The organism is Pedobacter sp. MR2016-19 (genome assembly GCF_014947265.1).
GTDB lineage: Bacteria > Bacteroidota > Bacteroidia > Sphingobacteriales > Sphingobacteriaceae > Pedobacter.
The window spans coordinates 1-12,691 of sequence record NZ_JADCNK010000031.1 but is presented as its reverse complement, the minus strand read 5'-3'; the positions used below and the strand labels follow the sequence as shown (position 1 = coordinate 12,691).

The window sequence follows — 12,691 nt, the reverse complement described above, 5'->3', positions numbered from 1 at the left end:
CTGCATTTCTGATTGATATATATCAATGCTCCTTCTTATCAAACAACATCATTTCTGTTGTTTGCAATAGCGATTAATGCAATTTTTGCCCGATCCTTTTTGAGTATATTTTGGATGGTGCGGGTGCTGATTGGCAGTTACCCGGTCCACAGAACGTTGCTGAAAAAGAAAAAATTAACTTATATTAACAGCAAACTTAATGATGAGTGCATTCGCAAAAGCTAAGCCTTACATTGCAAATGCCGGCTAAATTTCAATTCCCGTAAATGGGCAGATTATTGGTGTTTAACCTTAATAGAACAAAACAGGCCAAAATAAATAGCTTCTTTTAATGAAAATAAAATTTAAACGGGTATTACTAATAGCAGTGCTTACCACATTAGTGGCTTTAATTGCTTCTTTTGTGGCATTGCCAAATAATTCGGGATATGCAGGGTTGTTTTTCATTGCTTCAAGCCCAATATTTATTTGTGTTTTTATTATTTGGACCTATGTTTTATTAGCTGCTATTAGCAGAAATGAAATTTTCAGAAAATTAATTGTTATTATTCTGATAACTATAGTGTTTGAGTATTTAGTAGCTGTGCTTACTATGGTTACAATTAGTAGCGACAGTCGCGATTATAGTCTAAACGTTTTTCTATCTGATTGCGCCAGTCTTTTTTTTGACAAAGAAATACTTTTTTGTACGGTGACGATCGCTACGGTGTACGCTTTATTATTAAAGTATATGGCTATTCCATCAAAAGATCGTTCTTACGATAAATAAGACAAGCTTTTTTTGGCGATATATTCATTTCGTAAATTCATTGTTTTTAACTAATTATGTGATTCAATAAATGCTTTATTTGCTTTACTGAATATTTTTCCCTTACCCTATGCTGAGTTCACTATCAAAGCGCATTTTTGATTTTAATTAATGGAAGGAGAAGATAGTAAAACACTCAATATCGATCAATTCGAAACGATGTTTCGCAGAAATCATCAATTTCTGTGTGCTGTGGCTATGCAATATGTTCATGATCAGTTTGCAGCGGAAGATATGGTGCAGGACTTTTTCATTGACTTCTGGCAGAGGCGCCATACCATTCAACTAACCACAGGTTTCGAAGCCTACGCGCGCAGGGCAGTAAAATATAAATGCATTGACTTTCTGCGTAAAAGTGCCGTTACTGAAAAGAGGAATTCGATGCTGGCTGCCCTGGAAGAGGAACAAGAACATCATGATGAGCAGGAATATAACGAAATCAGACATCAGCGCTATATTAAAATTGTAGAATTAATTCAAAAATTGCCTGAAAACAGGCAAAATATATTTGTTATGCATGCGGTTGATGAAATGAGCTATGCAGAAATCGCTAAAAAGCAAAATATTTCAATCAATACGGTAAAAACACAATTAAGCAGGGCTTATTCAGCGCTTCGTAATCATGCAATTCTTATTTTTATTGCCTTTTCTTCATTATCAGGACGATTTTAAATTTATTTTGAAAAAAAAGCAGCTATTTTATCGGTTTGCTGTCACCCATTTTCGATATAGCTACGACAGTGTATTGATATGGATAAAAATCTCAGTCCTTTTACTCCTGACTGGAACCAGCTTTTAGACAAACTGGAAGCAGATGAACAGTCGTCAAATTCCCTGACTGCCGATGAACAGGTGCTTTTAGCGGAACTTCGTGCCATCAGGGATGAATCTGCTGATGCATTGAAAACATACTCAACTTTTAATACCGATAAAAAGTGGGAGGAATTAAAAGCGCAGATTGAGGTAACATCTGCTGTGCAGAGCAGGGGCAAGCTGCGTAAACTTTGGATCAGCATTGCGGCTGCTGCGGTTTTGCTCGTTATAGGGGGCAGCCTTATTTATCACAGCGATCAGCCACAGCCACAAAAACTGGTGAATATCTTCAGAAACGATATCGCTCCGGGCAAAAACACAGCAACACTTACCCTAGATAACGGCAAAAAAATAGTATTGTCTGCCGCCAATGAGGGGCAGCTGGCCAGCGAAGCGGGAATAGTGATCAGTAAAACTGCTGATGGACAAGTTGTTTATACCGTAAAAGATGATCAAATGGCTGCAGGTACACACATCCATACCTTATCGACTGCCATGGGTGAAACTTACCGCCTCCGGCTTCCAGACCAAAGTGAAGTATGGCTGAATGCATCCTCTTCTATCAAATTTCCTGCATCGTTTGCATCGGCGAAATTGCGCGAGGTTGAACTTACAGGTGAAGCCTATTTTCAAATTGCAAAAGACAAAACACACCCTTTTATCGTAAAAACCAATCTTCAGGAGGTACAGGTACTGGGTACACATTTCAATATCAACAGCTACGCTGATCATCAAAAAATAGTAACTACGCTGCTTGAAGGAAGCGTGCAGGTATCAAATCATGCAGAACAGGGGAAAATGATCAAACCGGGAGAGCAATCGATAGTACAGGATGGGCAACCTATTTCTGTTGCACCTGCTGATATTAAAAATGTGATGGCCTGGAAAAATGGTTATTTCCGTTTCAGAAATGAGTCGATTAAGGAGGTGATGGCAAAAATCATCCGCTGGTACAATATTGACGTCGTATATACAGGTAAAGTATCAGATGAGAAATTTAATGGTCATATTTCACGTCAAAAAAATATAAGCGAAGTACTAACTATGCTGAGCTATTCTAATGATGTTAAATTTAAAGTTGAGGGAAGGAGGGTGACAGTTATACAATAAAAATCTACTATATCTACTCTATAGGAAATTCAAAGTACATCCCTGGAACCACAGGAGGATGTGCTCCAGAATAAAATACCAGTCCGACGCTAATCGAACTGGCAAAAAAGGCTGGAAATTAACAAAAATTGTCAAACTAACCGCTAAAAGCCGCGATCTCGAAAATACAAGGCTTGAAGCAACAACCTAACTTACCAAATGTACCAAATTTGCACTAAACCAGTGCGCTTTTTCAGCGCGCAAAATAACCTATGGAGAGTTATGAAGCTAACCACTTTACTCATGCTTGCTTTTTTTATGCAGGTAAGTGCGGGCACCTACGCACAGAAAATTACTTTGTCAGCCAGAAATGCTGAATTATTTGCCATTTTTGATCAGATCAGCGACCAGAGCGGTTACGATTTTGTCATTACGAATTCTATATTAAAGAATTCCAAAAAAGTGACGATAGATGTTAAAAATGGAGAATTAAGTGATGTTCTGGATCAGATATTTAAAAACCAGTCGCTGGAGTTCACCATCGCTAACAAATCTGTACTGGTTAGAAAAAAAGAGCCTACATTCCTGGAAAAAATCATCAAAAGATTTCAATCGATCGATATTACCGGAAAGGTGCTGGATGAAAAGAATCTGCCGCTTCCCGGCGCTACAGTAAGCGTAAAGGGACTGAAAAAACAGGTAGTGACCAATAAAGATGGCGAGTTTACATTGAAAGATGTTGATGAAGATGCCGTGCTGATGATTACATTTTTAGGCTATAGAACAAGGGAAATCAAGGCTTCGGAAAACCTGGGCAATATCATCCTGACCATTCAAACAGGTCAGCTGGATGAAGTGACTGTTTCCACAGGATATCAAACCCTGTCAAAAGAACGTGTAACAGGATCATTTTCTACGTTATCATCCAAACAACTGGATCAACAGCGTTTGAGCAGTATGCAGTCGCTGCTGGAAGGCAGGATACCAGGTTATAACAACGGTCTGATCAGGGGAACCACTTCGATGAACGGATTGGTACAACCTTTATACGTGATTGATGGCTTTCCTGTGGAAAACCTGAAACTGGATGCCAACAATAATGTAGCCGAAGGCATACCGGGACTTAACCTGGAAGATGTTGAAAGCATTACGGTATTAAAAGATGCTGCTGCTGCCTCTATTTATGGTGCACGTGCCTCTAATGGTGTCATTGTTATTGTTACCAAGAAAGCCAAAAAAGGCAAGCCACAAATTTCTGCTTCCGGTACATTTACGCTTTCTCCTTACAGACAATACACGGATAACCTTACCAATTCAGCGGATATTGTTGAACTGGAGAAGGAATGGTCTGCCAATAACCCGAATTTACGCGGTGCAAATGCCGGCGCCTACGCGGCCAACTTATTACAGAATGTGGCCTACCCAAGCCAGGGTATCAATGCCATTCTGAGAAATGCTGCAGGCACACTTTCACAGGCAGATCTCAATACAAAATTAGGCCAGCTGGCAGCCGGTGGATACCAGTATTATGATGATGTTGAAAAGTATAGCAAGCGGAATCCTTTTTATCAGCAATATAACCTAAGTATTGGCAATGCGACAGAGAAAAATGCGTTGTACACTTCCGCAACCTATCGCAATAACAAAACACAGGATAAATATGCGGGAGATGAATCGCTAGGTATCAACATCAACAATACCACTCAGATCAATAAATGGCTGACCATGGAGCTGAGTACATTCCTGTCCTACAATGAAGGTGAAATCCAACCTTACAACACCTTGTCGCCAGGTTATACATTTTTACCGTATGACAGGTTGGTGAATGCAGACGGAAGCAACTTTACCTCAACTGCTGCATCACGATTATCAACCAATAACATGGTACTGATCAATAATAACCGGCTGTACAATATGGACATTACGCCATTGGATGAACAGGCAATGAGCATTGGCAAAACAAAGAACTTTACCAGCAGGTCGTTTGTCCGCCTGGGTGCAAAAATAACCGACTGGTTATCCTACAAATCAAGTTTTCAATATGAGTATGCAACCAGCAGGCTCGATCAACTGTATGATAAAAACTCCTATTTTGTTCGCAGCAAGGTAAATAGTTTTGCTTCTTTCAACCCTGTGAGTGGCGGACAAGCAATCTTTAATCTGCCTTACGGAAATATCAATTACAAGGAAAATCAGTTCAATAATGCCTATAACTTCCGCCAGCAGTTAAACGTTGACAAAACTTTTGGGGAGAAACATAGCCTTACCGCAATTTTAGGTTCTGAGATCAGGAACAGAAAAATTGAATATGATAATCAGTCGCTTTACAACTATAACCCGAATACATTAACCTACAGCTTAGTCAATCAGCCGTTATTGGGCAGCTACCCCGGTAATATTCTCGGAGGAGGAAGTTTTACCACAAGGGATGCGGCTGTTAACAGGATCAATACAGAGCGTTTTGTCTCTTTCTACAGTAATGTTGGCTATACTTATGATGAAAAGTATCTCTTTACGGGTAGTATCCGCTGGGACAAATCAAACCTTTGGGGTACGAGTTCGAAATATCAGAATACGCCAATCTGGTCATTGGGTGCCGGCTGGAATATCAACAAGGAATCATTCTTTAATGCAGACTGGGTAGACAGGTTGAAATTACGTGCTTCGCATGGTATCGGCGGTAATGTTTACACCAACAGCGCACCGTTTACTACTTTCAATTTCAATCCGAACTACAACGTAGGCGGTTTGCAGGCTATTATAGGTAGCAGGCCAAACCCATTGTTGTCATGGGAAAAAACCACGACCACCAATGCTGGTCTGGATTTTGCAATTTTCAAAAACCGTTTATCGGGATCGGTTGATTACTACCATAAAAATGGCAAGGATCTGCTGGCGAACACGCAGGGTGTGCCAACTGAAGGGTTTGGTTATTCAACCTATGTGATCAATAACGGAGAGATGCTGAACCAGGGAATTGAACTGGCCTTGTCAGGTGATATCATCCGTAGCAAAGACCTGACCTGGAATTTGGGGCTGCAATATGCCTTTAATAAAAACAAAGTTACCTATGTTAACATAGAGGCACCTTTTTATGTTCTTCAGCTTGATTATCCGCAATCATTCCCACGTATCGGAAATCCATACAATTCCATTTACAGCTATCAATGGGCTGGTTTGAGTAATACAGGATTGCCACAGGTTTACAATGAAAAAGGAGAGAAGGTGCTGGCCTCACCGGCTACGCTGCAATCTATTGTGTACAGCGGATCGACCGTTCCAAAATACAGCGGATCATTAAACAGTACGCTTTCCTATCAAAACTTCAGCCTATCTTTCCTATTGACTTTCGAGGGCGGTCATAAAATGAGAGATACATTTTTACCTACACTGGGGGCCAGCTATAACAGTGCCCTGAATGGATACGTCACCCAGATTTCATCGGTAAATAAAGATATCGTAAACAGGTGGAGAAATCCGGGTGATGAGTTAAAGACTAATATTCCTAAAGTTGTTTTTGCTGAAGATCCTAACTATAATAGTCAAAGTGCTGAGATCTACAAGTATGCTGACATCAATGTGCTGGATGCGACTAATATGCGCCTGAGAAATATTTCCCTGGCTTATAACGTACCACAGCAGATAGCTAAAAAAGCAGGATTGAGCAATATCCGTTTCCAGTTTAATGTGGAGAACGCCTTTACATTGGCCAAATCCAAAACTGCAAAATACCTGCTCAACGGATACCTTACTCCTAATTATGTATGGGGTGCTTATCTTAATTTCTAGGAAACTATTTTATACTGCATTTAGCAGCAAACAATATTTAAAGACATAAGTGATGAAAAATATATTTTCAAACACCATAAAATTAGTTGCTCTCGCTTCAGTATTGAGCTTTAGCAGCTGCAAAAAATTTATTGATATCCTTCCTGTAGGAAATGGTCAGATCCCAACTACACTGTCAGATTATGAAGCCCTGATCCGCGACGAGTATGGTAACCACCGTTCAGATATCACCCAGGCAGTGCTCTTGCTCAATGATAAATTTGAAACCAGCAGCAACCTGAATTACTATCCGCTATACAAAGCCAACTATAACTGGAACGAATCGGCCGACAGGATTGCATTTAACAATTCAGATGAAGGTGCTTACTATAACAATTACAAAGGGATTAATACCAGCAACCTGATTATTGAAAAGGCAGCGGGAACAACAGAGGGAACTGAGGCACAAAAAGCGGAACTAATCGGACAGGCGAAAGTATTAAGGGCAATGGATTATGATATCCTGGCCAATTATTATGCAGACACGTACGAAGAAGCAAACGCAGCCGCCAAATTATCTGTGCCGCTGATCCTCAGTGCTGATATTGGCGCGGCGTATACCCAGGTATCGATCAAAGAACTGTATGATTTTATGCTGAAGGATATTAATGATGCCATTCCTGCTTTGGGCGCCACCAGCGCAACCGTGCTGCATCCCAACCTCGGGTCAGCGAATGCGCTGAAAGCAAGGATACTCCTGCAAATGGGAAGATATGCTGACGCGCTGGCTGCTGCAAATGAAGCCCTGAAGTACAACGATAAACTGTTTGACTGGACAACATTTTACAATACCTATAAAACGCAGATAGAGGCTGTTGATATCTACAACAATGCCCCTTCGCCAATGGGTTTCAATTACGTGGAAAATTATTATTTCCGTCACGGTGCATCGAGTAATGCCGGACGGGAACAGGCGATCCGCGTTGACCGTGCAGCACGTTTTGAACCGGGCGATGCAAGATTTGCTTCCCGCTGGAAACTCAGGACAGTTGGTGCAGATACGTATTATACCAGCATCACCACTGGTTTTTTCAACGTGGGTGGTTTAACAACCACTGAAGTGTACCTGATCAAAGCAGAATGCCAGGCACGTCTCAATGATATTCCCGGTGCAATGTCTACATTGAACGCTGTGCGGGTGAAAAGAATTTTTGCTGCGAAATATGTGCCGCTGAGCGCATCTAATACCATAGAGGCGGTAAAGCTCATCCAGCGAACCAAAGGAAACGAACTCATTTTAGGGATTACTCCTTTTGCTGATGCACGTCGCCTGAACAAGGATCCGAATTACGCCGTTACGCTGAGCAAAACAGAAGCCGGACAGGCCTTAACGCTTGCCCCGAATTCCCACCTCTGGACGATGCCATTTCCACAGGGCGCCTCTAAAAATCCGGGTAATGGCACCATTAAACAAAATGTAGACAAGTAGGGAAAGTAGTACTGGAAAACATAAGCCTTGAAAATGTAAATCACCAAGTTAAAAGCAATATAATATGAACATTTTATTTAAGAGAATATTAACCATAGTACCCGTGGCACTGGCATGTTATGGAGGCCCGCTATTGGCCCAGAACGGAAAGTATGTGCTGACCGGTAATCTTCCTGCCGTTAAAGATAAGATCTACCTTGGTCACGAAGTTGGGGATAAATATGTAGTTACAGATTCAGCCAAGGTTGTAAATGGTTCCTTTATGTTTAAAGGAATGGTGAAACAACCAGGGTTTTATAAATTGGAAAGTAAGGGCCTGAAAAATCCAATACTTTTTATATTGGAAAATTCTGCTATCCATGTAACCAAACCTGATAGTTTGTCTCAGGCGGTCATTAATGGATCTGCAGCGCAGGATGTATACATGGGCTTTTACAACGGCCCGTGGAAAGCCATCAGCGCTAAAGCGGGAGATATTTACGGCCGGCTTGATCAGGCGGAGAAAGCGGGTAAAAAAGACACCGCTACCCGCGCAGGTTTCGACCGGGAATTCAGGGCCCTGGATACACTGAACATTACAGCGGTAAAGGAGTATATCCTCAAAAATCCTGCTTCGGCCGGATCTGCAGCAGTTATTTATGAGCGTTTTATCAGTTATCCGAATTTTCCGGTGGCCGAAGAATTCTTTGGGCTGCTTACTAAAAATGCGCAGCAATCAGAAATAGGCGAACAAATTAACACCGCGTTAAAAACTAATGCGAAAACCGCCAAAGGGAAATTTGCCCCGGCCATTGCAATGCCTGATAAGGATGGTAAGATCGTGAAGCTCTCTGATTTTAAAGGTAAATATGTACTGGTTGATTTCTGGGCAAGCTGGTGCGGTCCATGCCGGAGAGAAAACCCCAATGTAGTTGCGGCTTACAAAAAATACCATGATAAAGGCTTTGAAATTTTAGGTGTATCCCTGGATTCCAAAAAGGATTCCTGGTTAAAAGCCATCGAGGCTGATGGCCTCACCTGGACGCATGTGTCTGATCTGCAGGCCTGGTCGAACTCCGCTGTTAAAGCTTATGGGGTAAAATCTGTGCCGGCAAGTTTTCTGCTTGATCCGGAAGGTAAGGTAGTAGGTAAAGATTTGAGAGGAGAGGAACTGAACAAAACCCTGGCAGGCATCTTCAAATAGTAATTACGTACACCAGTTTATAAATAGCTGCGGCCTCTGGGTTTGCAGCTATTTTCGTTTTAAATAAGGTTACAGGCTTGTGCAAACTTCACTGTGTCATCGTTATTTCTAAGCCCCCAATTTATTGCGCATATTTCTTCTTTGGGTATCGGCTGTAGCTGTAGAAATAAAGAGCCATACGGCATGATATGCTCTTTTATATTCCATTTAGTAACTACTCGCGCTTGATAATCAAATTGTTATCTGTTTAAAAGGAACGAATCTAAGTCCTTGTTTCTTCATCTGGTGTAACCTAATTGATTTATAAGTTGTCTAAATTATCAAAACTTAAATATGAAAAGCATTCTAGCTATATTTCTTCTGATTACCAGTCTTTCCTGCTTTGGACAGAAAAACAAAAATACCCTGATGAGTTTATTAGGCACAATGCCTAAACCACCAGAATTGTTTGTTGATACATTAGAGAAAATAAATATTGAAAATGGCTGGAGATATAAAATTCGTTATTTATCGGAAGATAGCAGTACGGTTTTTCATACGCCCAAGGACTACATTACAGCTTATCTATTTATTCCAAATCATAGTTTTGGTACTAAATTACCGGCTATGATTGCGATACATCAAGACGGCAGTCGTAATTATCTTGGTAAAGCTGAACCGGCTGGCCTTGCAGGTGACGACGACCAACATTACGGCATAGAACTGTATAAACAAGGGTACGTGGTTATATGCCCTGATAGGTTTTATCACGGTAACCGAAGAAGAATTAGTAAGCCGGATACCTTGACTAATTTGTGGTATGAAGAGTCGCTGCAAGCAACAGAACATTGGGCTGGACAGCTTATGTCTGTAGGAAGATCTACAATTGGAAAGGAAGTATATGATTTAGAAAGAGCAATGGATGTGTTGTATGCCATGCCTGTGGTTGATAAAAATAAGGTTGGAGCTATCGGCCATTCTGCAGGCGGCAATGCCTTGGCATACTTCATGTTTGCCGATACTCGCGTCAAAATAGGTGTTTCATCCTGTGGCGTATTTGAGATGGCTGACTGGTTTGATGAGAAGACGCCAAGCAAACGGTATGCGTATACGGCAATTCCCGGATTTCTAAATATAGCACGAACCTCTGATTTTGTGGGCCTGATTGCACCAAGACCTTTTTTAATGACCCGAGGACTTTGGGAATGGGACAAAGATACTGAGCAGAATAAAGCAAACAGTACAGACCACGTAAAATCTACCGAGAAACTCTATCATGAAGCATTATCTTATTACAAAAAACTTAAATCTGCTGATAATTTAAAAGTGATATATTTTGACGAAGATGGTGGACGCCACGCTTTTCCACCCAAGGTTAAAAAGCAAGTTTATACGTGGATTGCTTCTTATTTAAAGTAATTTATATTAGTATCATTGTCCTTAATCTTAAATATCATGTAGTTAGGTTATATAAGGCATGTGACGCCCCTCTGTCTGTAGTCTTGTGTGTTTTGGATTGAGCGCAGGCTGACTACGGATAAAACAGAAGTGACCTTACTCGCGAAGGTATTTCGCACTGTGCATCCAATAGAATTAATTTATATTGTAATATATGAACGTGTTCAATATTGTATTATTTGACCCAGCGAGACGAGTCCTCTTTAAAACTTAAAAGTATAATCCTTTTAAGCCATAAAGATAGGATAGCACTTATATCTGTTTTTTGTGATCACGCTTCCTCCGGCCTCCAGCGACGCTGAAAATTAAAATAGCCTTAAAAAAGAATACAGATAATTGGCGCTATTTTCTTATAGAAACTTAAAACGACCTGGCGGTGCTCGTTTTACCTAAATGGTTACCTACCTGGAAGGCCAACAAAAGGGCGATATTTACTTACCCTTTCTTTACCTGTTGTTTACCCTTTCCTGCTACCAGGTTAACCCCAGGGTTACCCTTTGCTTACCCTGGGGTTACCTTTTGCTTACCTAAAAGGTAACCCCAGGGTCTGTTTTGGGTAAGCGATTCCACTACTTAGGGTTAAGATGCCCTTAAGCAGGGCGCCACAAGAGGTAGGGGTTTGTGCGCCAAGAACCAGCTGTATTTGTATCGGTGAAATATAACCCATCTGGCGCAAGTGTCCCCGCCTGGGCTTTAAGTTTTTATTATTTTTTTGGCATAAACAAATCGTTATATAGTTCTTATATTAGATATGAAAGCTTGATAAATGTTTATTTGATTGATATTTTAAATATTACCAGTCACAAAGGAGAATGCTGGCGACAAACTGGGGCAATAATTTAAGAAAATGCATCGAAGAAAATAATTTCTATTGCGTCTGGTGTTTATTGTTTCAGTTCAATGTTGAAAACATCGATGTCTGCTTCTTCAAGTATCCTGTAAATAGAAGGAACCTGATCAACATTTTCGTACTCAATAAATATCCGGCCGTTGGCTGGTGATACAGCTATTTTAAAGAAATTTAACAGACTGGCAGCTCGTTCATTTTCGCTTGTATGTATTTCAATTAACACTTATTTTCTTTTAAATTTCTATTCAATATTTCTTGAAAAAGATGATTTTAGACAAGAACTTCTGAGCAAAAATATTTAAAAACGCCCTTGAAAACTTGGAGAAATGCGAACGGTTAGCGACTATTTCGGGAAGAAAATAAACCTGCGTTATAACCAAATAATTTTAATTACTATTGCCCAATCAACACAATAATTTTACAGGGGGGAAAGAAAATATGTTCAATTATAGTGAATATCGTGTGCCTTTGAGTATGTCCTTATTTGTGAAAAAAATCTGGACACTTGATAATTTAGAAAATTTGTCGATGCTGGTAGATAAATACGCGCTTCCCAATGGTTGCTTCAATATTGCGATTATTCGTGGAAATGGATTGACTGTCAATCATAAGAATAAGGTTATCTCACTGCAGAAAGGAACATACTTCTGTGGCCAGATGACCGAGTTCATCGGAATAGAAATACGCCCTAACAGCAGAGCGACTATGGTACAGCTCTTTCCCTGGACCCCTATGTATTTTACGGATGAGGATATGGATCACTATACGGACCAATTCTTTCGGACTGATGTTATCATGCCGGAGGTAACTGAGGATTTACTATTGAGCAATGCTGATATCTGCAGGATGATTTCGGAAAAATGGAGACCATTTGTAAGACAAGATTTAACGGCAAGAAACCTCCACCTGGCAGCTTCAATGATCATGAAAGTTGCTGGTGAGATAGAAATTAAACACATCTCCGCAACAATGGGATGTTCGCCAAGGTACCTTCAAAAACTATTTAAGAAGGGTCTGGGAATAAGCCCAAAGAAATTTGCAAACATCATCCGGCTCAGAGGGGTCGTTGACAAACTGGCTTTTGGGATGCAGAGAGCGACCAATCTTACCGATTTGGCCGTCTCAAATAAATTTTACGATCAGGCTCATTTTACAAATGCCTTTCAAAATATGTTTGGAACTACACCAAAGCAATTCAGCGGCAAGGACTATTTCCTGTCTTACATTAAATAATCAATAGTAAACCAGACCCCT

At 40.5% G+C, this 12,691-nt stretch carries 9 protein-coding genes; 8 read left to right on the top strand and 1 reads right to left on the bottom strand.

Translation table 11 applies throughout. From position 1 onward, the window contains the following. The first annotated feature begins 331 nt into the window (after positions 1-331). The 7 genes from IM793_RS23600 to IM793_RS23570 all read left to right on the top strand — a co-directional run bounded on the left by IM793_RS23600 (position 332) and on the right by IM793_RS23570 (position 10,548). Positions 332-769 carry a hypothetical protein gene (locus IM793_RS23600; RefSeq protein WP_193425795.1) on the top strand — a complete coding sequence of 146 codons (438 nt, stop codon included), beginning with the start codon at positions 332-334 and terminating at the stop codon, positions 767-769. Between the two features lie 150 nt (positions 770-919). Then, positions 920-1,480 carry an RNA polymerase sigma-70 factor gene (locus IM793_RS23595; protein WP_193425793.1) on the top strand — a complete coding sequence of 187 codons (561 nt, stop codon included), beginning with the start codon at positions 920-922 and terminating at the stop codon, positions 1,478-1,480. Between the two features lie 78 nt (positions 1,481-1,558). Next, positions 1,559-2,731 (top strand): FecR family protein, encoded by a 1,173-nt coding sequence (locus tag IM793_RS23590; protein ID WP_193425791.1) that lies wholly within the window; start codon positions 1,559-1,561, stop codon positions 2,729-2,731. Positions 2,732-2,992: 261 nt separating this feature from the next. Continuing rightward, positions 2,993-6,499, top strand: coding sequence for a SusC/RagA family TonB-linked outer membrane protein (locus tag IM793_RS23585; RefSeq protein WP_193425789.1), 3,507 nt, complete (start codon positions 2,993-2,995; stop codon positions 6,497-6,499). A gap of 52 nt (positions 6,500-6,551) precedes the next feature. Further along, positions 6,552-7,967, top strand: a complete 1,416-nt coding sequence (locus tag IM793_RS23580; protein WP_193425787.1) for a RagB/SusD family nutrient uptake outer membrane protein — start codon at positions 6,552-6,554, stop codon at positions 7,965-7,967. A gap of 64 nt (positions 7,968-8,031) precedes the next feature. Continuing rightward, positions 8,032-9,150 carry a TlpA disulfide reductase family protein gene (locus tag IM793_RS23575; RefSeq protein WP_193425784.1) on the top strand — a complete coding sequence of 373 codons (1,119 nt, stop codon included), beginning with the start codon at positions 8,032-8,034 and terminating at the stop codon, positions 9,148-9,150. Between the two features lie 333 nt (positions 9,151-9,483). Then, on the top strand, positions 9,484-10,548 hold the full coding sequence (locus IM793_RS23570; RefSeq protein ID WP_193425782.1) for a S9 family peptidase: 1,065 nt from the start codon (positions 9,484-9,486) through the stop codon (positions 10,546-10,548). 923 nt (positions 10,549-11,471) lie between these two features. Here the strand turns inward: IM793_RS23570 and IM793_RS23565 are convergent. Beyond that, positions 11,472-11,660, bottom strand: coding sequence for a hypothetical protein (locus tag IM793_RS23565; RefSeq protein ID WP_193425780.1), 189 nt, complete (start codon positions 11,658-11,660; stop codon positions 11,472-11,474). Positions 11,661-11,833: 173 nt separating this feature from the next. On the opposite strand from IM793_RS23565, the gene IM793_RS23560 reads away from it, so the two are divergent. Then, positions 11,834-12,670 (top strand): AraC family transcriptional regulator, encoded by an 837-nt coding sequence (locus IM793_RS23560; RefSeq protein ID WP_193425778.1) that lies wholly within the window; start codon positions 11,834-11,836, stop codon positions 12,668-12,670. Positions 12,671-12,691: the final 21 nt, after the last annotated feature.

Bases quoted from the DNA above. Each gene is read 5' to 3' on its own strand.
- IM793_RS23595 (WP_193425793.1), top strand. From the start codon at position 920: ATGGAAGGAGAAGATAGTAAAACACTCAATATCGATCAATTCGAAACG.
- IM793_RS23580 (WP_193425787.1), top strand. From the start codon at position 6,552: ATGAAAAATATATTTTCAAACACCATAAAATTAGTTGCTCTCGCTTCA.
- IM793_RS23585 (WP_193425789.1), top strand. From the start codon at position 2,993: ATGAAGCTAACCACTTTACTCATGCTTGCTTTTTTTATGCAGGTAAGT.
- IM793_RS23575 (WP_193425784.1), top strand. From the start codon at position 8,032: ATGAACATTTTATTTAAGAGAATATTAACCATAGTACCCGTGGCACTG.
- IM793_RS23600 (WP_193425795.1), top strand. From the start codon at position 332: ATGAAAATAAAATTTAAACGGGTATTACTAATAGCAGTGCTTACCACA.
- IM793_RS23590 (WP_193425791.1), top strand. From the start codon at position 1,559: ATGGATAAAAATCTCAGTCCTTTTACTCCTGACTGGAACCAGCTTTTA.
- IM793_RS23570 (WP_193425782.1), top strand. From the start codon at position 9,484: ATGAAAAGCATTCTAGCTATATTTCTTCTGATTACCAGTCTTTCCTGC.